At 71.4% G+C, this 24,540-nt stretch carries 19 protein-coding genes and 1 pseudogene; 3 read left to right on the top strand and 17 right to left on the bottom strand.

All coding sequences use genetic code 11. From position 1 onward, the window contains the following. Positions 1-48 precede the first annotated feature (48 nt). The 9 genes from lepB (AC0665_RS33500) to AC0665_RS33460 form a co-directional block, all read right to left on the bottom strand. Complete coding sequence (gene lepB, locus AC0665_RS33500; protein ID WP_468412975.1) at positions 49-1,011, bottom strand: signal peptidase I; 963 nt, start codon at positions 1,009-1,011, stop codon at positions 49-51. After that, positions 899-1,993: a signal peptidase I gene (gene lepB / locus AC0665_RS33495; protein ID WP_363118147.1), complete on the bottom strand. Its 1,095-nt coding sequence runs from the start codon at positions 1,991-1,993 to the stop codon at positions 899-901. The genes lepB (AC0665_RS33500) and lepB (AC0665_RS33495) overlap by 113 nt, the downstream gene beginning before the upstream one ends. Next, positions 1,986-2,711 (bottom strand): signal peptidase I, encoded by a 726-nt coding sequence (gene lepB / locus AC0665_RS33490; protein ID WP_468412977.1) that lies wholly within the window; start codon positions 2,709-2,711, stop codon positions 1,986-1,988. Before lepB (AC0665_RS33490) ends, lepB (AC0665_RS33495) begins: the two co-directional genes overlap by 8 nt. Before the next feature lie 45 nt (positions 2,712-2,756). Then, positions 2,757-3,107 (bottom strand): 50S ribosomal protein L19, encoded by a 351-nt coding sequence (rplS, locus tag AC0665_RS33485; protein ID WP_104781421.1) that lies wholly within the window; start codon positions 3,105-3,107, stop codon positions 2,757-2,759. A 135-nt stretch (positions 3,108-3,242) separates the two neighbouring features. Then, complete coding sequence (gene trmD / locus AC0665_RS33480) at positions 3,243-4,076, bottom strand: tRNA (guanosine(37)-N1)-methyltransferase TrmD (RefSeq protein WP_478609056.1); 834 nt, start codon at positions 4,074-4,076, stop codon at positions 3,243-3,245. Then, entirely contained in the window at positions 4,076-4,618 is a 543-nt protein-coding gene (gene rimM / locus AC0665_RS33475; protein WP_468412981.1) for a ribosome maturation factor RimM, read from the bottom strand. Before rimM ends, trmD begins: the two co-directional genes overlap by 1 nt. Before the next feature lie 81 nt (positions 4,619-4,699). Then, positions 4,700-4,939: an RNA-binding protein gene (locus AC0665_RS33470; protein ID WP_003973401.1), complete on the bottom strand. Its 240-nt coding sequence runs from the start codon at positions 4,937-4,939 to the stop codon at positions 4,700-4,702. Positions 4,940-4,941: 2 nt separating this feature from the next. Next, on the bottom strand, positions 4,942-5,361 hold the full coding sequence (gene rpsP / locus AC0665_RS33465) for a 30S ribosomal protein S16 (RefSeq protein ID WP_363118152.1): 420 nt from the start codon (positions 5,359-5,361) through the stop codon (positions 4,942-4,944). 294 nt (positions 5,362-5,655) lie between these two features. Next, positions 5,656-6,258 (bottom strand): hypothetical protein, encoded by a 603-nt coding sequence (locus tag AC0665_RS33460; protein ID WP_283970237.1) that lies wholly within the window; start codon positions 6,256-6,258, stop codon positions 5,656-5,658. A gap of 562 nt (positions 6,259-6,820) precedes the next feature. On the opposite strand from AC0665_RS33460, the gene AC0665_RS33455 reads away from it, so the two are divergent. Then, positions 6,821-7,675, top strand: coding sequence for a methyltransferase domain-containing protein (locus tag AC0665_RS33455; RefSeq protein WP_468634042.1), 855 nt, complete (start codon positions 6,821-6,823; stop codon positions 7,673-7,675). A 148-nt stretch (positions 7,676-7,823) separates the two neighbouring features. Here AC0665_RS33455 and ffh read toward each other — a convergent pair whose 3' ends face one another. The 5 genes from ffh to nsdA all read right to left on the bottom strand — a co-directional run bounded on the left by ffh (position 7,824) and on the right by nsdA (position 15,449). Next, entirely contained in the window at positions 7,824-9,374 is a 1,551-nt protein-coding gene (gene ffh, locus AC0665_RS33450) for a signal recognition particle protein (RefSeq protein WP_363118154.1), read from the bottom strand. 81 nt (positions 9,375-9,455) lie between these two features. Beyond that, a complete protein-coding gene (locus AC0665_RS33445; protein ID WP_468634045.1) occupies positions 9,456-11,903 on the bottom strand; it encodes a [protein-PII] uridylyltransferase in 2,448 nt (815 codons plus the stop codon). A 37-nt stretch (positions 11,904-11,940) separates the two neighbouring features. After that, the gene (locus AC0665_RS33440) at positions 11,941-12,279 is read right to left on the bottom strand and encodes a P-II family nitrogen regulator (RefSeq protein ID WP_030231663.1); all 339 of its coding nucleotides are present in this window, start codon (positions 12,277-12,279) and stop codon (positions 11,941-11,943) included. Continuing rightward, positions 12,276-13,616, bottom strand: coding sequence for an ammonium transporter (locus AC0665_RS33435; RefSeq protein WP_363118156.1), 1,341 nt, complete (start codon positions 13,614-13,616; stop codon positions 12,276-12,278). Before AC0665_RS33435 ends, AC0665_RS33440 begins: the two co-directional genes overlap by 4 nt. A 336-nt stretch (positions 13,617-13,952) precedes the next feature. After that, complete coding sequence (nsdA, locus tag AC0665_RS33430) at positions 13,953-15,449, bottom strand: transcriptional repressor NsdA (protein ID WP_478706459.1); 1,497 nt, start codon at positions 15,447-15,449, stop codon at positions 13,953-13,955. A gap of 446 nt (positions 15,450-15,895) precedes the next feature. On the opposite strand from nsdA, the gene AC0665_RS33425 reads away from it, so the two are divergent. Beyond that, entirely contained in the window at positions 15,896-16,561 is a 666-nt protein-coding gene (locus tag AC0665_RS33425) for a bifunctional DNA primase/polymerase (RefSeq protein ID WP_468412987.1), read from the top strand. A gap of 109 nt (positions 16,562-16,670) precedes the next feature. Here the strand turns inward: AC0665_RS33425 and ftsY are convergent, their stop codons facing one another. Then, complete coding sequence (ftsY, locus tag AC0665_RS33420) at positions 16,671-17,870, bottom strand: signal recognition particle-docking protein FtsY (RefSeq protein WP_478609053.1); 1,200 nt, start codon at positions 17,868-17,870, stop codon at positions 16,671-16,673. A gap of 150 nt (positions 17,871-18,020) precedes the next feature. Between ftsY and AC0665_RS33415 the strand changes: the two are divergent. Then, positions 18,021-18,991, top strand: a pseudogene (locus AC0665_RS33415) (LLM class flavin-dependent oxidoreductase). Between the two features lie 132 nt (positions 18,992-19,123). Here the strand turns inward: AC0665_RS33415 and AC0665_RS33410 are convergent. Further along, positions 19,124-20,542 carry a sugar porter family MFS transporter gene (locus tag AC0665_RS33410; protein WP_468634051.1) on the bottom strand — a complete coding sequence of 473 codons (1,419 nt, stop codon included), beginning with the start codon at positions 20,540-20,542 and terminating at the stop codon, positions 19,124-19,126. A gap of 222 nt (positions 20,543-20,764) precedes the next feature. Then, on the bottom strand, positions 20,765-24,343 hold the full coding sequence (smc, locus tag AC0665_RS33405; RefSeq protein WP_478706458.1) for a chromosome segregation protein SMC: 3,579 nt from the start codon (positions 24,341-24,343) through the stop codon (positions 20,765-20,767). Positions 24,344-24,540 lie beyond the last annotated feature (197 nt).

The following is a 24,540-nucleotide window of genomic DNA, read 5'->3' as shown; positions in this document are numbered from 1 at the left end:
TCCGCACCCTACCCGGGGGTACCGGCCGGGGTCAGCCCATGGCCGGGATCACTGCTTGCGGCGACGCCACCACACCACCGGCACCACACCGGCCAGGGCCAGGCCCTGCGGCGCGACGGGCAGCCCGCCGGCGGCCGGCTGGGCGTTCAGCCCGGACTGGTCGAAGGTGTCCGGCACCGGCAGGGTCGCCCACCGGTTGATCGGCCAGGCGACGACGACGGCGCGTCCGACGACGTCCTTCACCGGGACCATGCCGTGGTGCTTGTCGGCCTGGTTGTAGCGCGAGTCCCGCGAGTTCTGCCGGTGATCGCCCATGACCCAGATGTAGCCCTCGGGGACCTTCACCTTGAACACGCCGCCCTGGTCGTCCTGGCTGCACGGGGTGTTCCCGGCGTAGACGTAGTCCTGCTCGTTCAGCGCCTTGCCGTTGACCGTGAGCGGGCCGGTGCCCTTGCACTGGATGGTGTCGCCGCCGACGCCGATGACGCGCTTGATGAGGTCCTTCTCCTCGGCGGACGGCATGAGGCCGATCCAGCTGAGGAAGGCCTGCAGGGCGTTCGGGTCCGTGGTCGGCTCGCCCGCCAGCCAGTTGTCCGGGTCGTGGAAGACCACGACTTCGCCGCGCTCGGGCTCGGAGCCGAACCAGGGGGTGAGCTTGTCGACCAGGACGCGGTCACCCTGCTGGAGGGTGTTCTGCATCGAGTCGGACGGGATGGAGAAGGCCTGCACCAGGAACGTCTTGATCAGCAGCGCCAGTACCAGCGCGATACCGATCAGGATCGGCAGCTCCTTCCAGAAGGAGCGCGGCTTCTTGGGTGTCCGGGCCGTACCGCCCGGTCCCTGGCCCTCGGCTGTCGTGTCCTCGCCCGTCACCCTGTCGCCCTCGGCCGCCCCGGAGTCATTCCCGGGGGTCACGGCGCTGTCCGCGGCCGGGACGGCGGATTCCGCGGGACGTCCGCGATGCTCCTCGCCATCGTGTCCGGACCGTGCGCCAACCGCCACATCCCCCACGCCAACTCCTCACTCTCTGCCGCCGCCTGCCACCGATGCGGCGCAGGCCCACCACTCCCATAACGAGCGGGAGTTCCGCAGGGGTCGGGAGCTGGATCGTTCCGTTCGCATCGTAGGGGGCAACCCTATGCGACAGTTCGGGAGCAGCGGTCGACCCGGTGGCCGAGTCGGACACGGAGGCGTACGTATTCGGCTCCTCCAGCATGTTCCAGTGGCCGAAGGGCCAGGCGATGACCATGGCGCGGCCCACCACCTCGTCCTCGGAGACCGTGCCCCCGTAGTCGGTGTCCTGGTGGGCGCGCGAGTCCGCGGAGTTGTTCCGGTGGTCGCCCATCACCCACAACCGCCCCTGCGGGACGGTGATGTCGAACGGCGTGTCCGACGGGGCGGCCCCGGGGTAGAGGTAGTCCTCGTTCAGCGGGACGCCGTTGACGGTGACACGCCCTTGCGTGTCACAGCACTTGACCCGGTCGCCGCCGACGCCGACGACCCGCTTGATGAGGTCCTTCTCGTTCTCGGACGGCAGCAGGCCGATGAAGGTGAGCCCTTCCTTGACCTGCTTGACGACGACGGGGTCGGACTTCTGCGTGGTGGGCTGCTCGTCCCGGAGCCAGCCGCCGGGGTCCTTGAAGACGACGACGTCCCCGCGCTGCGGCCTGGAGCCGAACCACGGGGTGAGCTTGTCGACCAGGACGCGGTCGCCGATCTGGATCGTCTGCTCCATGGAGCCGGACGGGATGACGAAGGCCTGGACGAGGAAGGTCTTCAGCACCAGCGCTATCAGGACGGCGACGCCGACGAGGAGCGGTATCTCCTTGACGGCACCGCGCCTGCGGCGCCGCTTGACCTTGCGCTGGAGTTTGCGGCGCTCGGCACGGGTACGGCCGCTTCCCGACGGTCCGGCGGCGCGCCGGGCGCCGGTGGGCAGCAGGTTCTCCGCGGGGCCCGCAGGGACGCCGCGCGGTTTGCCGCGGTTACCCATGGGCGCCCTCCCCGGCCGCGGCGGGCACGCGCGCGTAGGCGGTGGGCCGGTGCAGCCGGATGGCGTGGCCGAAGGGCCAGACGATCCCGTCGGCGCGGCCGATCACCTCGCCCACGGGGATCATGCCGCCGCCGGGCGAGCCCAGGTGGTCGCGGGAGTCGCTGGAGTCGCTGCGGTGGTCGCCGAGGACGAACAGGGTGCCGTCGGGCACGACGACGTCGAAGGACACCGCGGACGGGCTGTCGCCGTGGTGCAGGAAGCCCGACTCGTCGACCGGCCGCCCGTTCACCTGGATCCTCCCCTCGCTGTCGCAGCAGACCACGTGGTCTCCCCCCACACCGACAACGCGTTTGATGTAGTCCGCGTGCCCGAAGTACCCGGTCCCGTCGAACACGACGATGTCTCCCCGCTGCGGCGCGGCCCCGAAACGGTACGCCAACCTATTTACGAGAACCCGGTCGCCGATCCTCAATGCGGGCTCCATGGATCCGCTGGGGATCTGGAACGGGCGCAGCACGAAGGTGCTGAGCAGCAGCAGGAAGACCAGGCAGACCAGCAGAGTGAGGGTGATGCGGCCGCCCGGCACCCATGAGCCGGCCCGCGCCACCAACGCGAAACGCGACCGGTCCTCCGGCCCCGCGGCCTCCGAGGTCGTCGCCTCGGAACCGGAAGGGCGGGAGGAGCGGTCGCGCTCCGTCGGCTGTGCTTCGGTGTCCATCGGAGCCAGATGCTATCCGGCCCCGGCGCGAACCCCGGAAAGCGCTCAGTTCTCGCGCTTCTCCTTGATCTTCGCGGCCTTGCCGCGCAGCTCACGGAGGTAGTACAGCTTGGCGCGGCGGACGTCACCCTTGGTGACGAGCTCGATCTTCTCGACGATCGGGGTGTGCACCGGGAAGGTGCGCTCGACGCCGACGGAGAAGGAGACCTTGCGGACCGTGAAGGTCTCGCGCACGCCGGAGCCCTGGCGGCGGATCACGACGCCCTTGAACTGCTGCACACGGGAGCGGTTGCCCTCGATGACGCGGACGTGCACGTTGACGGTGTCGCCCGGACGGAAGGCGGGGACGTCGTCGCGCAGCGACGCGGAGTCGACGGTGTCGAGCAGGTGAGACATTTCGTCTGCTTTCCTCGCTGATGCCACAGGTCATCAACGGAAACTAGGTTTTTCGGGATCAGGTGTGTGCGGGTCGGACGGACGTCGTCTCCCCCTGTGGCAGGGGCGCACGCCGGACGGACGCACAACAGCTGGTTATTCTTCCACGCCGTCGGTCCTGCGCCAAAATCGGCCGTACGGCTCCCCCGCCGGATCCGGGGCCCAGCCCAGGATGGAGAGCATCTCGCGGTCCTTCTTGTCGAAGGCCTTGGGGTCGCAGCGCTCGATGAGGTCGGGCCGGTGGGTGGTGGTGCGCTTGAGGGCCTCGTCGCGGCGCCAGCGGGCGATCTTGCCGTGGTGGCCGCTGAGCAGCACGTCGGGGATGTCCCGGCCGCGCCACCCGGGCGGCTTGGTGTAGACGGGCCCCTCCAGGAGGTTCGCCATGGCGCCGGGCGCGAAGGAGTCGTCGCGGTGGGACTCGGCGTTGCCGAGGACGCCAGGCAGCAGCCGCGCCACGGCCTCGGTGACGACCAGGACGGCCGCTTCGCCGCCGGCCAGGACGTAGTCGCCGATGGACACCTCGTGGACGGGCATCCGGGTCGCGTACTCGTCGACGACGCGCCGGTCGATGCCCTCGTAGCGGGCCGGCGTGAAGATCAGCCAGGGGCGCTCGGAGAGGTGGACGGCGAGGTCCTGGGTGAAGGGGCGGCCGCTGGGCGTGGGCACGATCAGGGTGGGCTCCCGGGAGCCCTTCTCGTAGCCGTCGGCCAGGACGGAGTCCAGCGCGTCCCCCCACGGCTCGGTCTTCATGACCATGCCGGGGCCGCCGCCGTAGGGGGTGTCGTCGACGGTGTTGTGCCGGTCGTAGGTCCAGGACCGCAGGTCGTGGACGTGCACGTCGAGCTGTCCACGCGCGCGTGCCTTGCCGACGAGGGAGACGTTCAGCGGTTCGAGGTACTCCGGGAAGATCGTGACGACGTCGAGGCGCATCAGGAGTCGTCCCGGCTGGAGGCGATCTCGGCGCGGTCGTCGATCAGCCCCGGGGGCGGGGTGATGACGGCCTTCTGCTCCTCCAGGTCGATCTCGGCGACGATCTCCTCGACGAAGGGGATCATCACCTCGCTGCCGTCGGGGCGCTCCACGATGAACAGGTCCTGGGTGGGCAGGTGGGAGATCTCCGTGATGCGGCCGACCTCGGTGCCGTCGGCGGTGACCACGTCGAGGTCCATGAGCTGGTGGTCGTAGTACTCGTCCTCGCCCTCGGGCAGTTCCTCCGGGTCGATCTCCGCGATGAGGAGGATGTTGCGCAGGGCTTCGGCGCCGGTGCGGTCGCTGACGCCCTCGAAGCGCAGCAGGAGGCGGCCGCTGTGGACGCGGCCCGTCTCGATGGTGAGGGGCCCCGCGGAGGCGGGGTCGGTGGCGAGCACGGCACCGGGGGCGAGCCTCAGCTCGGGCTCGTCGGTCCGTACCTCGACGGTGACCTCACCCTTGATGCCATGGGCACGGCCGATCCGTGCGACTACCAGCTGCACGTGTCCAACTCTCCTGTCATACAGCGACGGGCCGGGGACGGCCCTCAGGCCTTCCCCGGCCCGAGCCGGTTGCGTCAAGCGTCAGCGGACGTGATCCACGTCGACCAGGTCGACGCGGACTCCGCGACCGCCGATGGCGCCCACGACGGTACGCAGGGCGCGTGCGGTGCGGCCGTTGCGGCCGATCACCTTGCCGAGGTCGTCCGGGTGAACCCGGACCTCGAGCACGCGGCCGCGACGCAGGTTGCGCGAGGCGACCTGCACATCGTCAGGGTTGTCGACGATGCCCTTCACGAGGTGCTCGAGAGCCTCCTCGAGCATGCTCAGGCCTCGGTCGAAGCGGACTCAGCGGCAGCGTCGTCCTTCTTCTCAGCCTTCTTCTTCTGGGTGATCGCCTCACCCTTGCCCTCGTCGTCGCCGCCGATGGCCTCGAACGACGGACGCGCGGCCTTCTCGGGCTGCGTCAGGAGCGGGGCCGGAGCCGGCTCGCCCTTGAACTTCTGCCAGTCGCCGGTCTTCTTGAGGATGGCGAGCACGGGCTCGGTCGGCTGCGCGCCGACACCCAGCCAGTACGCGACACGGTCCGCGTCGACCTCGATGACCGACGGGTTGTACGTCGGGTGGTACTTGCCGATCTCCTCGATCGCACGGCCGTCACGACGGGTGCGGGAGTCGGCGACGACGATGCGGTAGTGAGGCGAACGGATCTTGCCCAGACGCTTCAGCTTGATCTTGACTGCCACGGGAGTGGGTTCTCCTGGATTTGACGTGGTTGGGCACGGCGAGAATGCCGCGTGGGGTTGCGGTACCCGAGTGCCCGATGGACGCGTCAGCCGGAGGCGAGAGGGTTCCTGTGCGGCTGTCGAGTACAGCTAGCCATTGTGCCACACCCCGAGGGCCCCTCCGGGCCGGGGGCGGGAACCGTCGTCCGGGCACGCCGACGGCGCACCCGGCGCGGCGGTGAGGCACGACGGGTGCGCGTCACGGTCCGAGCCCTGCGCCGCAGACCGGCAGCCACGAGATGCCGGTGGGGGGCGTCAGCTCGCGACCGCTCCCACGACGTCCGGGATCCGGAACGGCTTGCCGCAGCCGCCGCAGACGATGGGCGCCTGGGCCAGGACCGAGGGGACGACCCGGACGTTGCGGCCGCAGTCGCACACCGCCTTGACGCGGACGCCGCCGCCGGAGGAGCCGTGACGGGCGGCCGGGCCCCGGAAGGTGCGCGAGGTGTCGGAGGAGGTCGCGGCGGTGTGGGCCTTCAGGGCGCGCTGGAGGCGCTCCATGGTCGGGCGGTAGCGGCGCTTCGCCTCGGGGGTGAGCGTGACCAGGGAGAAACCGCTGCTGGGATGCGGTTCCTCGGGGTGGTCCAGGCCCAGCTCCTCGGCGATCGCGAGGAATCTGCGGTTGTGGTAGCGGCCGGCACGGGAGGTGTCGCGGACGCCGCGCGCGGCGGCGATGCCATGGACTGCCTCATGGAGCAGTCGCTCGAAGGAGAGTTCGTGACCGCACGCGGACGACGACTCCCCGATCAGGGACTCTGGCGCGGCAAGGTCGGGCAGCTCGGGGTGGTACCGCTGAATGTCGGCCCACGCCTGTGCCAGCTCTGCGGCGAGAACAGGTGGTGTCTGTGTCGTGCTCACGTAATGACAACGAGCCGGGGTGCCCCAGTGTTCCGATTCCGGGCCATCCCAAATAATTTGCACGTACCCGTCAGTTGCCTCTGATGCGTCCCGACGAGGGCGGGTGCGCTGATCTGTGGAGAAGCCTCACAGCTCACCACAAGGTGGTGCGTACTTCTCGCTACGCGCCGGCGCGTAGGCCGACCGCGCGCGCCGGGGCGGCGGGAGTCCGCCGGGACGCAAGAGGCGTTCCGGTCACCTTGTGCCCCGCCGCGCGTGCGGGTGCCGTGTCTTGGTAAGCGCGTGCCACGACCGCGACGTTACCGGGCGGCTCCCCGTCGTCCGGCACCGGCCCGTCCTCGGCGACCGGACACCGTACGGTCACCGCGTGATCGGCCGACCACGGTTACCGGAATGTGAAATCTCGCCATAGGCACATGACATCTCACAAGCCCTGCCGCATTCCACTGGACGGCGGGTCGAGGGGGGAGTTTCCTGGCATACGGGGGGAGTGCGAGCGCACTGTCACGGGGGCCATGGAATCGGGCAAGAGGCAACTCTCGGCGGATTGGGGCGCTTACTTATGACACCAACGCTCGTGCGGCAGCACCTGCCTCATGCGGGGGCCGCACCCCGCGTGGATGTGCGTGCACGCGCGCGTGACTGGTCCGAGATCCAGGAGCGGATGCTCGTGCCGCTCTATGAGGCCGTCTACGAGCGACTGGAGGTGGGTCCCACCACGCGGCTGCTCGGCCTCGGCTGCGGTTCCGGACTCGCCCTGCTGATGGCCGCCGCCCGGGGAGCGGCGGTCACCGGTGTCGACGCATCCCCCGAAAGAATGGCCCTGGCGCGGGAGCGGCTGCTCCCCGAGGCGTCGGGCACGCGTGCGCGTACGGGCACGCGGCTGGTCGACGGATCGCCCCGGGACGCCGGCAGGCCCGGCGCCGCGGGCTACACCCTGCTGACGGCGTTCGAGCCGATCGGGTGCCTGGCGGGCGACTCGGAGGGGCTCAGCGGGCAGCTCACGGAGGCGACACCGCTCGCCGAGCGGGGCGCGGCCGTGGTGCTGGCCGGCTGGGGCCCGCCGGAACGCTGCGCCACGGCGTCGGTGATGCGGGTGGCCACGAAGCTGGCGGAGCCGGAACGCACCTCGGGCAGCTGGCGTCCGGCCCTGCGCGACGATCTGGAGGACGTCGCGCGGCGGGCCGGGCTGAAACCGGACGGCTCGGGCCGGGTGGCCTGCCCCTTCGGCTACGCCGACGTGGACAGCGCGGTGCGCGGGCTGAAGTCGACCGGCCTGTTCGACGCGGCGATGACGGCGACCGACCAGGTGCAGGTGGACAAGGAGCTCACCGAGGCCCTGCACCCGCACCAGCGCCAGGACGGCACGGTGTGGATGCCGAACGTGTTCCGGTACCTGATCGCCCGGACGCCCTGACGCTCACACCGGCAGCGCGGCAGCGTCCTTGGGAGGACGGTGAGCCGTACATCGGGAAGTCCGTGAACGGCTGACGTGAACCGCCGGAAAAGCCGCTGAGGGCGCCCTCCTCGAAGGGGCGCCCTCAGCGGCTTTCCAGGACGAACCGTCAGCCCATGAACTTCTTGAACTCGTCGGGGAGTTCGAAGTCCTTGGCGCCCTGCTGGGGCAGCCCGAAGGCGCCGCCGCCCTCGGCAGCGGCGGCCCGGCGGGCGGCCTCCTCCTGCTCCTGCTGCTTGCGCTTCATCGGGTTGCCGGAGCGCTGCTTGCCCTTGGCCTGCTTCTGCTTCTTCTTGGTCCGGCCGGGACCGCCGCCCATGCCGGGCATCCCCGGCATCCCGGGCATGCCGCCGCCCTGGGCCATGCGGGACATCATCTTGCGGGCCTCGAAGAACCGCTCGACCAGGTTCTTCACGGCGCTGACCTCGACGCCGGAGCCCTTGGCGATCCGGGCGCGGCGCGAGCCGTTGATGATCGTCGGCTCCTGGCGCTCGGCCGGGGTCATCGACTTGATGATGGCGGCCGTGCGGTCGACGTCGCGCTCGTCGAGGTTCTGGATCTGCTCCTTCATCTGGCCCATGCCCGGCAGCATGCCGAGCAGCTTGGAGATGGAGCCCATCTTGCGGACCTGCTCCATCTGGGCCAGGAAGTCGTCCAGGGTGAAGTCCTGGCCCTTCTTGGACGCCAGCTTGGAGGCCATCTTCTCGGCCTCTTCCTGGCTGAACGTCTTCTCCGCCTGCTCGATCAGGGTGAGCAGGTCACCCATGTCGAGAATGCGGGAGGCCATCCGGTCAGGGTGGAACGCGTCGAAGTCGTCGAGCTTCTCGCCGTTGGAGGCGAACATGATCGGCTTGCCGGTGATCTGCCGGATCGACAGGGCGGCACCACCGCGGGCGTCGCCGTCGAGCTTGGAGAGCACCACGCCGTCGAAGCCGACGCCGTCGCGGAAGGCCTCGGCGGTGTTGACCGCGTCCTGGCCGATCATCGCGTCGACGACGAACAGGATCTCGTCCGGGGAGACGGCGTCGCGGATGTCCGCGGCCTGCTGCATCATCTCCTGGTCGATGCCGAGGCGGCCGGCGGTGTCCACGATCACGATGTCGTGGACCTTGGTCTTCGCGTGCTCGATGGAGTCCTTGGCGACCTTGACCGGGTCACCGACGCCGTTGCCCGGCTCGGGGGCGTAGACCGCGACACCGGCACGCTCGGCGACCACGCTGAGCTGGTTGACGGCGTTGGGGCGCTGGAGGTCACAGGCGACGAGCAGCGGCGAGTGGCCCTGCTCCTTCAGCCAGTGGCCGAGCTTGCCCGCGAGGGTGGTCTTACCGGCACCCTGAAGACCCGCCAGCATGATCACGGTGGGCGGCTGCTTGGCGAAGCGCAGGCGCCGGGTCTCGCCGCCCAGGATCGTGACGAGCTCGTCGTTGACGATCTTCAGAACCTGCTGGGCCGGGTTCAGCGCCTTGGAGACCTCGGCGCCGAGGGCACGCTCCTTGACGTTCTTGATGAACGTCCGCACGACCGGGAGCGCCACGTCCGCCTCGAGGAGCGCGATCCGGATCTCGCGCGCCGTGGCGTCGATGTCCGCCTCGGAGAGCCGTCCCTTGCCGCGCAGGTTCTTGAAGGTCGCTGAGAGGCGATCGGAGAGAGTATCGAACACGGCGCTCGCGGTCCTCGGGGTCGGTGGCTACTGGGAATCGCCCTCCAGGGTATCCCGGCGCGACAAGTCGCCGGGTCGGCCTCACCCCCGCAGTGTCTCCTCCAGCTTCCGCGCCACCGAGGCCGCCTCGTCCCCCGGCAGGGGCGCGCCCTCCGGCCCGGTCACGTAGAAGGCGTCGACGGCGTTGGCGCCGAGCGTGGAGACGTGCGCGCTGCGCACCCGTACGGTCGCGTCCTCCAGGGCGCGGCCGATGCGGAACAGCAGCCCGGGCGCGTCCTGGGAGCGGACCTCGATGACGGTGGCCAGCCGGGAGGCGGCCGGGTGGACGGAGACCCGGGCCGCCGGCGCGATCACGCCCCGGCGGCGCGGATAGGCCGCGTCCCGTTCGGCGAGGCGGCCGGCGATGTCCAGGGAGCCGTCCAGGGCCCGGACCAGGTCCGCGCGCAGCCGGGCGGCCTGCGGCAGCGAGCCGTACTCGGCGGCGACCCGCCAGTCCAGCAGCAGCACGGAGCCGTCGAGGCCGTCCGGCAGGTGCACGGAACGCAGCTCGGCGGTGCGCACGGTCAGCCGGTGCATGGCGAGGACTCCGGCCACCGCGGGCAGCACCCCGGGCTGGTCGGGTACGGCGATGAGCAGCTCCACACCGAGGGGCTCGGGGTCGCCGGACGGCTCCTGCCCGGCGGGCGGCTCGGTCTGGGCCCGCAGCGAGAGGACCGGGCTGCCCGTCGCCGCCGCCTCCAGGGCGAGCCGCTCCTGCTCGGCGGTGGGCGCGGCCTCCTCGGGGTCGTCCGGGGCGTCCCCGGCGAGCACCGCCGAGACCCGTTTGACCAGGTCGGCGACGAGCGAGCCGCGCCAGGACGACCAGGCCGCCGGGCCGGTCGCGAGCGCGTCGGCCTCGGTGAGCGCGTGCAGCAGCTCCAGGGTGCCCTGGGAGCCGACGGCCTCGGCGACGGAGCGCACGGTGGCCGGATCCTCCAGGTCACGCCGGGTGGCGGTGTCGATGAGCAGCAGGTGGTGCCGTACGAGGGCGGCGATGACGCTCACGTCGTGGCGGTCGAAGCCGATGCGGGCGGCCACGTCCTTGGCGATGATCTCGCCGGCGACCGAGTGGTCCCCCGGCCAGCCCTTGCCGATGTCGTGCAGCAGCGCGGCGACCAGCAGCAGGTCGGGGCGGCTGACCCGGCGGGTGAACTCGGAGGCGCGCACCGCCGTCTCGATCAGGTGCCGGTCGACGGTCCACAGGTGCACGGCGTTGCGCTGCGGACGGCAGCGCACCCGCTCCCAGTCGGGCAGCAGCCGGGTGATCAGCCCCTCGGCCTCCAGCGCCTCCCACACCTCGATGGTGGGGCGGCCGGAGCCGAGCAGGGTGACGAGCTGTTCGCGGGCCTCGGCGGGCCAGGGTGCGGGCAGCGGGCGCACGGTGGCCGCCAGGCGCCGTACGGCGTGCAGGGAGAGCGGGAGTCCGGCCTGGGCGGCGGCGGCCGCGGCGCGCAGCGGCAGCACCGGGTCGCGTTCGGGGCGCGCGGCGCGGGCGAGCACCACCTCGCCGTCCTGCTCTACCACGCCCTCGGCCAGCGGGGACCGCTCGGCGGTCGGCTTCCCGCCGCCCAGCATGGCGCGCAGCCGGGGCCGCACGGCGCGTGAGCGCAGCACGCGCCCCACCTCGCGCCAGGTGACGTCGCTGGCGTACGAGACGAGCCGGGCCGCCTCGTACACCTGGCGCAGCAGGGCGTCCGCGTCGAGCAGGCCGAGCTCGGCGGCCACCTGGTCCTGCTCCTGGAGGGCGAGCCGGTCGGTCGCGCGCCCGGTGGCCAGGTGCAGGGCGTCCCGGACGTCGAGGAGGCGGCGCCGGGCGTCGGCGAGACCCTCGCGGGGGGCGTCGGCGAGCCAGGAGGCGGCGACGGCGCGCAGGGCGGTGGCGTCCCGCAGCCCGCCGCGGGCCTCCTTGAGGTCGGGCTCCAGCAGGTACTGCAACTCGCCCTGGCGTTCGGCGCGCTCGGCGCACAGTTCCTGGAGTTCCGGGAGGCGTTTGGGCGCCTGGTTGCGCCAGTCGGCCAGGACGGCCGTGCGCAGCGAGGAGGTGAGGCCGAGGTCGCCGGCGATGTGCCGGGCGTCCAGCAGGCCGAGCTGCACCTTGAGGTCCTCGCCGGCGGTCTTGCGGGCCTCGGCGGGTGTGCGCACGGAGTGGTCGAGGTCCAGGCCCAGGTCCCAGACGGGGTACCAGAGCCGGTCGGCGAGGGCGGCGACCGCCTTGGTGTCGCTCCCGTCGTGCAGCAAGAGCAGGTCCAGGTCGCTGCGCGGGGACAGCTCACCGCGTCCGTAGCCGCCGACGGCGACCAGGGAGGCACCGCGCAGCCCCTCCGAACCCGCCGCGAACAGGCCGGTCAGCCATTCGTCGGTGAGGTCGGCCAGGGCCGCACGGCGCGGCGGCCCGGACCGCGCCTCCTCGGTGAGGAGACGCAGCCGGGCCGCCGCGTAGCCGCTGGGTCCCGAGTCCTCTGCTTCCTTCTGCACGTCCGTACCCGTCACCCGGCGACTCCTGTTCCGTTGTCCTGTCCCAAGGCCTTCAGAGCGCGTCGGGACCGCGCTCGCCGGTCCTGACCCGTACGGCCGTCTCGACCGGGATGGACCAGACCTTGCCGTCACCGATCTTGCCGGTGCGGGCCGCCTTGACCACCACGTCGATCAGCTGCTCGGCGTCGTCGTCCTCGACCAGGACCTCGATGCGGATCTTGGGGACCAGGTCGACGGTGTACTCGGCGCCGCGGTAGACCTCGGTGTGGCCCCGCTGACGACCGTAGCCGCTGGCCTCGGTGACCGTCAGGCCGTGTACTCCGAAGGCCTGGAGGGCCTCCTTGATCTCGTCGAGCCTGTGCGGCTTCACGACGGCGGTGATGAGCTTCATGCGTCCACCTTCTTGCTCGCGGCTGCGGCGACGGGGGCCGTGACGGCCGTCTTGGCGGCACCGCCACCGGCGCCGCTGAAGTCGTATGCGGTCTCGGCGTGCTCGGCCTGGTCGATGCCGGCGACCTCGTCGTCCTCGGGGACCCGCATGCCGATGGTCTTGTCGAGGACGAAGGCGAGGATCGCGGAGACGATCAGGGAGTAGGCGAGCACCGCGAAGACACCGGCGCACTGCTTCCAGAACTGGGTCAGGCCGCCGCCGTAGAAGAGGCCCTCGACCGTCGACTGGCCCTTGCCGCTGGCGAAGAGGCCGATCAGCAGGGAGCCGAGGACACCGCCGACCAGGTGGACGCCGACGACGTCGAGGGAGTCGTCGTAGCCGAACTTGTACTTCAGGCCGACGGCCATGGCGCACAGCACACCGGCGATGGCGCCGACGGCGATCGAGCCGAGCGGGGTGACCGCGCCGCCGGCCGGGGTGATGGCGACCAGGCCCGCGACCGCGCCGGAGGCGGCACCGAGGGTGGTGAACGCGCCGTGGCGGATCTTCTCGTAGATCAGCCAGGCCAGCATGGCGGCGGCGGTGGCGACCTGGGTGTTGACGAACATCAGCGCGCCCACGCCGTCGTCGTTGCCGAGCCAGGAGCCGGCATTGAATCCGAACCAGCCGAACCACAGCAGACCGGCGCCGAGCATGACCAGCGGGAGGCTGTGCGGGCGCATCGGGTCCTTCTTGAAGCCGACGCGCTTGCCGATGACGAGGATCACGCCGAGCGCCGCGGCGCCCGCGTTGATGTGCACGGCCGTACCACCGGCGAAGTCGATGACGCCCAGCTCGAAGGCCCAGCCGCCGGCGCCCCAGACCCAGTGCGCGACCGGGAAGTAGACGACCGTGGCCCACAGGGTGATGAACAGCGCCCAGGCGCTGAACTTCACGCGGTCCGCGAGGGCGCCGCTGATCAGGGCGGGCGTGATGATCGCGAACATCAGCTGGAAGACCAGGAACACGAAGACCGGGATCGTGTAGCCGGGCCACAGCTCCGTCAGGCCGATGTTGCCGAGGCCGACCCAGTCGGAGTTCCAGCCGATGAGGCTGCCGGAGTCGGTGCCGAACGCCAGGGAGAAGCCGTACAGCACCCACAGGATGGTGACGATCCCGAGGCTGATGAAGCTCATCATCAGCATGTTCAGGGTGCTCTTGACGCGGACCATGCCTCCGTAGAAGAAGGCCAGACCCGGCGTCATGAGCATCACCAGGGCGGAACAGATGAGCATGAACCCTGTGTTCGCGGCAGAGAGCTTGGGCGCCTCTGCGGCAAGGGTGATGGCTGGTGCCATCGGCGTCTCCTCGTCATTGGTACGGCCCCGTGCGGGCGAAGCCTCGAGCGGAATGAGGGGTGGGCCGGTTATGCGCCACGAGATTGGCGCAGCGCGGTTTCGGTCGAAGCCCCTCGTTGTTTCGTGGCCGTGACGAAGGCGCGTGTCGTGTTACGCCTCGATGAACTGCCGGATTACGGGCGCGCCGATCGTTATCGTGGCGCAACCTTCGGTCTCAGGCAGCCCGGGGCACACAGACCGGCCGCGGTCGGCCTTCCGATGACCTGGCTGGGGGAGCCGAGTCGGGCAGTTCGGGAGGGCCGGCCGCGGCCGGGGTTCCGGGGGTGGTGCGGCTGCTCAGACCGCCTCGGCGGTCTCGGGCAGTTCGGCGGCGAGCCGCTCGGTGAGGTCGACGACCTCGCCCAGGTCGCCGAAGTCACGGGCGGCGGTGTCCACGGTCTTGCGGATGCGGGTGTTGACGCGCTCGGAGCGGACCTTCTTGGCGACCTGCATGGCCTCGGTGGCGAAGACCGCGCTCTGCTCGGGCTCGCGCTGGAGCAGGTGCACCGTGGCCATGCCGATGAGGTTCAGTGCGTACGACCGCTGGTGCTCGCCGTCCTCGGCGAAGAGCTGCACGGCCCGCCGCATCAGCGGTTCGGCCAGCGAGGCGTACGTGGGGCTGCGGCCGGCGACGTAGGCCAGGTCGCGGTAGGAGTGGGAGTTCTCGCCGTACAGCTCGGCCTCGGAAAAGAAGCGGATCCAGTCGGGGTCCGGCTCGTCCCACTCGTCGGCCTCGGAGAAGGTGTCCTCGGCCATCCGCACCGCCCGCTTGCACTTGCCGGGCTGCCCCATGTTGGCGTAGGCGCGGGCCTCCATCGCATACAGCATCGACTGGGTGCGCGGGCTGGCGCAGTCGCGGCTGCCGTACTGCGCGAGGTGGATCAGCTCCAGCGCGTCGTCGGGCCGGCCGAGGTGGATCATCTGGCGGCTCATGCTGGACAGCACGTACGAGCCCAGCGGCCGGTCGCCGGCCTCCTTGGCGGCGTGCAGCGCGAGGACGAAGTACTTCTGCGCGGTCGGCTGGAGCCCGATGTCGTAGGACATCCAGCCGGCCAGCTCGGCGAGTTCGGCGGCGACCTTGAACAGCCGCCGCGTGGTGGACTCGGGCTGGGGCTCCTGGAGGAGGTCCGTCACCTCATGCAGCTGGCCGACGACCGCCTTGCGGCGCAGGCCGCCGCCGCACTGGGCGTCCCACTGGCGGAACATCACCGTCGTGGACTCCAGGAGGTCCAGCTCGGGCTTGGAGAGCCGGCCGCGGGCGCGTCCGGAACCGCCCGCGGGCTCGGGCTCGGAGCGCGGGGCCGGGGGCGAGGGCACGAGCCAGCGCTGCATGGGCTCGATGAGGGCCGGGCCCGCAGACAGGACCAGCGAGCTCCCGAGGAAGCCGCGCCGCGCCAGCATGAGGTCGCTGCGCGAGAACTCGCTGAGCAGGGCCACGGTCTGCGGGCCCGTCCACGGCAGGTCGACGCCGGTCGCGGAGGGCGACTGGCGCGCGGTGCGCAGGCCCAGGTCCTCGACGGAGACGACGACGCCGAAGCGCTCGGAGAACAGCTCGGACAGGATCCTGGGGATCGGCTCGCGGGGGTTCTCGCCGTCGAGCCAGCGGCGCACACGGGAGGTGTCCGTGGAGATGTGGTTGGCGCCCAGCTGGCGTGCCCTGCGGTTGACCTGGCGGGCGAGCTCGCCCTTGGACCAGCCGCTGCGTACGAACCAGGAGGTGAGCAGCTCGTTCGGGCGCTTGTCGGCGTGCGTCGCGCCCACAGCGTTCGTTCCGCTTCCGCCGTTGCCGCTCACTGGAACGCCCCCATCCCTGAGACCACTTGTCGCCGAAGTGCGCCAAGCCCTATCAGCATGCCGGTAAGTGCGGCCGTCCGTCCGGCCCTTGTCACCCATCGAACGGAATGACGACTTGCCTCCGGCATACCCACGAGTGCATGTGCCCCCAGGACTCGTGCACACAGAGTAATCCTACGATCACCCGTCCAGCCACGGCTCACACGGAAACGCCACCATTCGCCACCCCATCGAATGAACTCCTGTACGGCGAGGCGCGATTCACTTGACACAGCACGAACAAGAGCGGATGCAGCGATGCACTCGGGGGCGCGCGTCGCCGGGCACACCACCCCGGGCGCACCCGGGCGCCGACTGAACCGTCCGTCACCGGGAAGGCGGAAACAGAGAGTCACGCATCGCGTCCGCAGCGTAACCACCGGCGTGACGGACCCGTTGGAGGGGGCATGGGCTTCACGATCGGCATCAGCCGGGGCATGCGCGACATCCGGTCCGGTTCACGCCGCCGCGGCCGCGCGTCGGACGGCACGGCCGTGGCCGAGTACACCGGGCTGTGGGGGTGGGACGTGGTGCCGGGCGCCCGCGCCTCGGCCGGTGCCTGCTCCTGCGGTCGCGGCGACTGCCCGGCACCGGGCGCGCACCCGCTGGACTTCGCTCCGGTGATCGCCGCCGGGGCCACCCTGGACGACGTGACCGGGACATGGGGCGAGTTCCCCGGCGCCTCGGTGATGCTGCCGGTGGGCCGGGCGTTCGACGTCATCGAGGTCGCGGAGCCCGCCGGCTGCCGGGCGCTGGCCCGGCTGGAGCGCATGGGCCTGCCCGTCGGCCCGGTCGCGGCGACCCCCGACGGCCGCGCGCACTTCTTCGTCGCCCCCGGCGCCGCCGCCGACCTGCCCGGTCTGCTCTACCGCATGGGCTGGGACGACCCGGACTCCCTCGACCTGCGCGGCCTCGGCCCGGGCACGCACATCACCGCGCCGCCGTCCGACCGGGGCGGCCTGGGCCCGGTGCGCTGGCTGCGCTCCCCCGCCCTGGACTCGGCGTCCCGCCCGCCGGAGGCCCGCCTGGTGCTGGGCACGCTGGCGTACGTGGCCCACCGCTCACGGGCCTAGCCGCGGCAGGGAACACACAGCGAAGCGCCCGACCCCGGACGGACCCCGGGGCGGGCGCTTCGCGGTGCACGTGCGGCTTTCGCGGGTGAAACCTCGGCGGGTGCCGAGCTCACTCTCCGATAAGGGCGTCAACGAACGCCTCCGGCTCGAACGGCGCGAGATCGTCCGCGCCCTCGCCGAGCCCGATGAGCTTGACCGGGACGCCCAGCTCACGCTGGACGGCGACCACGATGCCGCCCTTGGCCGTGCCGTCGAGCTTGGTGAGCACGATGCCCGTGATGTTGACGACCTCGGCGAAGACCCGGGCCTGGACGAGGCCGTTCTGGCCGGTGGTGGCGTCCAGGACGAGCAGCACCTCGTCGACCGGGGCCTGCTTCTCGACGACCCGCTTGACCTTGCCGAGCTCGTCCATGAGGCCGGTCTTGGTGTGCAGGCGGCCGGCGGTGTCGATGAGCACGACGTTCGCGCCCATCTCCTTGCCCTCCTTGACCGCGTCGAAGGCCACGGAGGCGGGGTCGCCGCCCTCCGGCCCGCGCACGGTGTGGGCGCCCACGCGCTCGCCCCAGGTCTGGAGCTGGTCGGCGGCGGCGGCCCGGAAGGTGTCCGCGGCGCCCAGGACCACGCTCTGGCCGTCGGCGACCAGGACGCGGGCGAGCTTGCCGGTGGTGGTGGTCTTGCCGGTGCCGTTGACGCCGACGACCATCACGATGCCGGGCTTGCGGTCCTCGGGCTCGGTCTTCACCGCCCGGTCCATGTCGCGGCCCACCAGCGTGACCAGTTCCTCGCGGAGCAAGGTGCGCAGTTCCTCGGGGGTGCGGGTGCCGAGCACCTTCACGCGCTCGCGCAGCCGGTCGACCAGTTCCTGGGTGGGCTGCACACCGACGTCGGCGGTGAGCAGCGTGTCCTCGATCTCCTCCCAGGTGTCCTCGTCGAGGTGCTCACGCGAGAGCAGGGTGAGCAGGCCCTTGCCGAGGGCGTTCTGCGAGCGGGAGAGCCGGCTCCGCAGCCGGACCAGCCGGCCGGCGGTGGGTTCCGGGATCTCGATCGCGGGCGCTTCGGCGGGCGGCTCCTCGACTACGACCGGAGCCGAGCCGTCCGGGAGATCCACCTCCTCTATCGTGCGCCGCGGTTCCTCCCGCGGCGTCTCGGCCTCTTCGCCGACGTGCGGCTCGGCCGGTGGGGCGGTGATGTCGGGCGCTGCGGGCGGGGGCGGGGGCAGCTGCTTCTTGCGCCGGCTGCCGACGACGAGCCCGCCGAGCGCGCCGATCACGACCACGGCGATGACTACAGCAAGGATGACGATGTCCATAACGCGTCCAGTATCAGTCATGGGACCCCGGGTCACCCTGCTCGCACCGCCCTGGAAGGCCCAGGGCCGCCCGAACTCCCCACCCCTGGTTGTCTGACGCCGCGTCAGCTACCGTCCTTTCGACACCCCGCCCGGCGGAGGGAGACGCCCATGCCCGTCACGGTCGTACGGTTCAACCTCGTCGCTCCCGGGGCCGGCCCCGCCGAGCTCGGAGCCCGGTACCGGGCGGCCCTGGAATGGCCGCGTACGCCGACGACCGGGGCGTGAGCACCGTGCAGACGGAGGAGCACCACGGGGCCGGAAACAACTGGCTGCCGTCGCCGTTCGCCTTCGCGGGAGCCGTCTTCGGCGCCACCCGGCGGATCGTGGTCACCGTCTCCGCGATCATCGGCCCGCTGCACGACCCGCTGCGGCTGGCCGAGGAGATCGCCGTGCTGGACCTGCTGAGCGGCGGACGGCTGGTGACGGTCGCCGGGATCGGGTACCGGCCGGAGGAGTACGACCTGTTCGGTGTGGACTTCGCCCGGCGCGGCGGGCTCCAGGACGAGCTGCTGGAGACGCTGCCGAAGGCATGGACGGGCGAGCCCTTCTCCTACCGGGGCCGCACGGTCCGCGTCACGCCGCGGCCCTGCACCGAACCGCACCCGCTGCTGCTGGTCGGCGGCTCGTCCCGGGCCGCCGCCCGCCGCGCCGCCCGGCTCGGCCTGCCCTTCTTCCCCAGCGCCCATCTGCCGGAGCTGGAGGCGTACTACAAGGAGCTGCTCGTCGAGTACGGCACCGAGGGCTGGGTGATGATGCCGGCCGCCGAGACGCCCCTGCTGCACGTGGCCGAGGACCCGGACCGGGCCTGGGCGCGGTACGGGCAGCACTTCCTGCACGAGGCGCGGACGTACGCCGCCTGGCAGTCGGGCGGGGTGCGCTCGGCGGTGAGGTCGGCCGCGACGACGGTCGAGGAGCTGCGCGCGGAGGGCGTGTACCGGATCCTCGCGCCGGAGCAGTGTGTGTCCCTGGGCCTGGACTCCTATGTCGTGCATCCGCTGGCGGGCGGCATGCCGGTGGAGGAGGGGTGGCGGAGTCTGCAGCTGTTCTGCGAGCGGGTGCTGCCGGGCCTGGGGGGCTGAGCGGGCCGGCCTCGTCGTCTGCCGAGACGGACCACCGCCCCGGCTCGGGCAGTGGCCGAACCGGGGCGGTGGCGGGTTACGGGGAGAGGGCAGCGGGGACTTTGGCCTTCTCCCCGAGTACACGGGACGGGCCTAGCCCATCTCCTCCAGGGACTTGCCCTTCGTCTCCTTGACGAACTTCAGCACGAACGGGATCGAGAGCGCGGCGAACGCGGTGTAGATCACGTACGTCGCGGAGAGGTTCCAGTCGGCCAGCGACGGGAAGCTCGCGGTGATGGCCCAGTTGGCGATCCACTGCGCGGCGGCGGCCACGCCCAGGGCGGCGGCGCGGAGCCGGTTGGGGAACATCTCGCCGAGCATGACCCAGACGACCACGCCCCAGGACAGGGCGAAGAAGAGGACGAAGATGTGTGCGGCGATCAGGGCGATCCAGCCCTGCGTGGCCGGCAGCTTGCCGTCGACCAGGTGGTGCGAGAACGCCCAGGCCTCCAGCGCGAGGCCGACGACCATGCCGACCGAGCCGATGATCGCGAGCGGCCGGCGTCCGACGCGGTCGACGAAGATCATCGCGATCACGGTGCCGAGGATGTTGATGATCGACGTGGTGAAGGAGTAGAAGAACGAGTCCGTCGGGTCGACACCGACCGACTGCCACAGCGTCGAGGAGTAGTAGAACGCGACGTTGATGCCGACGAACTGCTGGAAGACCGACAGGCCGATGCCGATCCAGACGATCGGCTTGAAGAAGAAGCCGCCGCCGAGCAGGTCCTTGAAGCTCGACCGGTGCTCGCTCTTCATGGCGCCCTCGATCTCGGCGACCCGGGCGTCGAGGTCCACGTCCTTGCCCTCGACCTCGGTGAGGATCTCGCGGGCGCGCTCGTGCTTGCCGACGGAGATGAGGAAGCGCGGGGACTCGGGGATGGCGAAGGACAGCAGCCCGTAGAGGACGGCCGGGACGACCATGACGCCGAGCATGACCTGCCAGGCCTCCAGGCCCATCAGCTTGCCGCGCTGGTCACCGTCGGCGGCGTTCAGCAGACCCCAGTTGACCAGCTGCGAGACGGCGATGCCGATGACGATCGCGGCCTGCTGGAAGGAGCCGAGCCGGCCGCGGTAGGCGGGCGGGGCGACCTCGGCGATGTAGGCCGGGCCGATCACGGAGGCCATGCCGATGGCGAAGCCGCCGACGACCCGCCAGAAGGCGAGGTCCCACAGCGCGAAGGGCAGGGCGGAGCCGACGGCGCTGATGGTGAAGAGCACAGCGGCGATCTGCATGCACCGGATGCGGCCGATGCGGTCGGCTATGCGGCCGGCGGTGGCGGCACCGATGGCGCAGCCGATGAGGGCGATGGCGATGACCTGGGCGAGGGCCGCGGAGCCCACGTCGTAGCGGTCGCGAATGGCCTCGACGGCACCGTTGATCACGGAGCTGTCGTAACCGAAGAGGAAACCGCCCATGGCGGCCGCCGCCGCGATGAAGATGACGTGCCCGAGATGATCGGGGTGAGCCGTTCTGGCTCCGGACTTGGGTGCCTGCGCTGTGCTGGTCACGTGTACTCCTCGGGCCACCGGCAACGCTGCCGGAGGGGGTCAGCCCTTCGAGGTCCACCTGAAGGTACCTGAAGGTAAAAGGAACGTTGCCGAGACTATGCCTTCAAGTTTCGAAGTCAATAGGCGGCTGCTGTGATTCCGATGCAGGGATGTGTGAGCCATGTGTTCAAGAATTGAAGCCACGGAGGAGCCGCAGGTGAGGCGGGTGTACAGGCCACGCATCTAGCGGAGGCGCTGGCTGATGACCTTCGACACACCGTCGCCCTGCATGGAGACGCCGTAGAGCGCGTCGGCGACCTCCATCGTGCGCTTCTGGTGGGTGATCACGATCAGCTGGGAGGCTTCCTGGAGCTCCTGCATGATCCGGATGAGCCGCTGGAGGTTGGTGTCGTCGAGGGCGGCCTCGACCTCGTCCATGACGTAGAACGGGCTGGGCCGTGCCTTGAAGATCGACACGAGCATCGCCACCGCCGTCAGCGACCGCTCCCCGCCCGAGAGCAGCGACAGCCGCTTGACCTTCTTGCCCGGCGGACGCGCCTCGACGTCCACGCCCGTGGTGAGCATGTTGCCGGGGTCCGTCAGCACCAGCCGCCCCTCACCACCGGGGAACAGCCGGCTGAAGACGCCCTCGAACTCCCGGGCCGTGTCGCGGTATGCCTCCGTGAAGACCTGCTCGACGCGCTCGTCGACCTCCTTCACCACCTGCAGAAGGTCCGCCCGCGTCTTCTTCAGATCCTCCAGCTGCTCGCTGAGGAACTGGTGGCGCTCCTCCAGCGCCGCGAACTCCTCCAGGGCGAGCGGGTTCACCTTGCCGAGCTGCTGGTAGGCACGCTCGGCCGCCTTCAGGCGCTTCTCCTGCTCGGCCCGGAGATACGGCCGGGGCCGGTTGCGCGGGTGCTCCGGGTCCTCCGGCAGCTCCTCGCCCTCGGCGGGGGGCGAGGGCGGCACGAGTTGACGCGGACCGTACTCCGCCACCAGCCCGGCCGGTTCGACACCCAGCTCCTCCAGCGCCTTGGTCTCCAGCTGCTCGATGCGCAGCCGCTTCTCGGCGCCGAGTACCTCGCCACGGTGGACCGAATCCGTCAACTTGTCGAGCTCGGCCTTGAGGTCGCGCCCTTCGGTGCGGGCGCGGACGAGTTCCTGCTCCCGGCGGGCCTTGGCGGCCTCGGCCGCGGTGCGCTCCTCGTCGGCCCGGGCCAGGGAGACCTCGACGTGGGCGAGCAGTTGCCGGGCACCCGAGCCGACGGCCTCGGCGACGGCCGCCTCGTGCCGCAGCCGGGCCCGCCGCTGCTCGGCACGCGCGCGTGCCTCGCGCTCCGCGCGGGCGGCCCGGTCCAGCGAGTCGGCCCGCCCGGCCAGGCCCTTGACGCGCTCCTCGTGGGTACGGACCTGGAGGCGGGCCTCCATCTCGGTCTGGCGGGCGTTGGCACCGTCGGCGGCGAGCCGGTCGCGCGCGGAGGTGTCGGGCTCCTCCTCGATCGGCATCTCCTCGGCCACGGCGAGCCGCTCGGCGAGTTCCTCGACCTCCTCCAGCGCCTTGTCCAGGGCCTCCTGCGCCCGGGCCGCGGCGGCGGTGGCGCGCTCCGCCTCGCCGGTGGCCCCGCGCGCCTGACCCGCGAGCCGCCCGAGCTGCTGGGCGACGGCGGACTTCTCCCGGTCGGCGGCCCGGCGCCGCTCCCCCAGCTCCTCGACCAGCGCGGCGGATTCCTTGCGGCGCGCCGCGGCGGAGGTCTGCGCCTCGGTGAGCTCCTCGCAGCGGACGGCGAGCTCTTCCAGCTCCGCTGCCGCCTCGTCGACGGAAGCCTGCACTTCGAGGAGGCTGGGTGCGCCGGCGGAGCCGCCGTGGGCGAAGTGGGCGCCCAGGAGGTCGCCTTCGGCGGTGACCGCGGTGAGGCCGGGGTGGGCGTAGACGAGGGCTTCGGCGTCCTCGAGGGTGCTGACGACGACGATGCCGTGCAGGAGCCTGCGGACGGCCGGCATCAGGTCGGAGGGGCCGCGGACCAGGTCCGCGGCGTAGGTGTGCCGTACGTCTGCCGGTTCGTCGTGGCCGGTCGCGCTGTTCCCCGCGCCCCTGGGGTGAGCATCACCCGCCAGGAGCAGAGTCGCCCGGCCTCCGTCCTGTTTGCGCAGGAGCCTGATCGCGTCCGCGGCCGACGACGGGCTGGTCACCGCGACCGCGTCCGCCGCCGCCCCGAGCGCCGCGGCCAGAGCGATCTCGTGGCCCGGGGCCACCGTCAAGAGCTCCGCCGCCGGGCCGAGCAGGCCGGAGAGGCGGTCCTTGGCCGCGAGCAGTATCCCGGTGCCGTCCTTGCGGCGCAGGCCGAGGGCGAGGGCCTCGTGGCGGGCCTGGGTGGCGGCGCGTTTCCGCTCCGCCGCCGTGGCCTCCTCGCGGGCCGCCGTGAGGGCGGCCTCGGCCTCGGTGAGCCGTTGTTTCGCGTCCTCGTGCCGTTCCGCGAGTTCCGCGTCACCGGCGTCGAGACCGTCGACCTCGGCCTTGAGGGCCTCGTACTCCTCCTGGGCGGTGACGGCACGTTCCTGCGCCTCGTCGCGGGCGGCGGCCAGGCGTTCGATCTCGGCCTGGGCGGAGGCCGCACGGGAACGGGCGGCGTTGACCTGGCCGCTGAGCCGGGCCAGGCCCTCGCGCCGGTCGGCGATGGCGCGGGCGACGTCCTTCAGACGCCGCTCCTCCTGGGTGAGCGCGCGCTCCAGCTCGGCGCGGTGGGCGACCGTGTCCTCCAGAGCGCGTTCAGCCGCTTCCAGGGCGGCCTCCAGCTCGGCCTCCTGCTCACGGATGCGGGCGGCCTCGCGCTCCATGTCCTCGGGGTCGCGGCCACGCCGCTCCTCGGGCGGCGCGGAGGTGGCGCTCTTCACGCGGGCGTCGGCGAGCGAGATCGTGCCGCGCACCCGCTCGGCGAGCTGGGAGAGCTCGTACCAGGTCTGCTGGGCGCGCTGGAGCCGTGGGGTGAGCTGCCGTACCTCGTCCTCCAGGAGGGCCTCGCGCTGGAGCGCTCTGCGCAACTGCTGCTCGGCGTCCTCCTTGCGCTGCTTCAGCGCGGCCTCGTCGGCGACCTCGGCGTCCAGGGCCTCCCGGAGCCGGACGAGGTCGTCGGCGAGGAGGCGCAGGCGGGCGTCGCGCAGGTCGGCCTGGATGACGGCGGCCCTGCGGGCGACGGCGGCCTGGCGGCCGAGGGGCTTGAGCTGGCGCCGCAGTTCGTCGGTGAGGTCCTGCACGCGGGCGAGGTTGGCCTGCATCGCGTCCAGTTTCCGCAGCGCCTTCTCCTTGCGCTTGCGATGCTTCAGGACGCCGGCCGCCTCCTCGATGAAGGCGCGGCGGCCCATGGGATCGGCGTGCAGCACGGAGTCGAGCTGGCCCTGCCCGACGATCACGTGCATCTCGCGGCCGATGCCGGAGTCGGAGAGGAGTTCCTGGATGTCGAGGAGACGGCAGGTGTCCCCGTTGATCTGGTACTCGCTGCCGCCGTTGCGGAACATGATCCGCGTGATGGTGACCTCGGCGTACTCGATGGGCAGGGCCCCGTCGGAGTTGTCGATGGTCAGGGACACCTCGGCGCGGCCCAGTGGGGGGCGGCCGGTGGTCCCGGCGAAGATGACGTCCTCCATCTTGCCGCCGCGCAGCGACTTGGCGCCCTGCTCGCCCATGACCCAGCTGAGCGCGTCGACGACGTTGGACTTGCCCGAGCCGTTCGGTCCGACGACGCACGTGATCCCCGGCTCGAACCGGAGGGTGGTCGCAGAGGCGAACGACTTGAACCCGCGGAGGGTCAGGGCCTTGAGGTGCACGCCGCCGGACTCTACCGCCCGGGTCGGTCTCACTCCATGAACCCGCGGTTTCGCCGCTGAACGCGCAGGGCACATCAGACGTTAAAGACGGTGAAAGGATGCGGGGGCAAGAAAGAAGGGACGCCGACAGGGCGTCCCTTGCACTTCTGACAACTAGGCGGTTGTGACGGGCGGCCCAACCACTGCTGTGCTTTCGT

The sequence above is a fragment of the Streptomyces sp. NPDC043685 genome (assembly GCF_056436585.1).
This window is presented reverse-complemented; position numbering and strand designations above follow the sequence as displayed.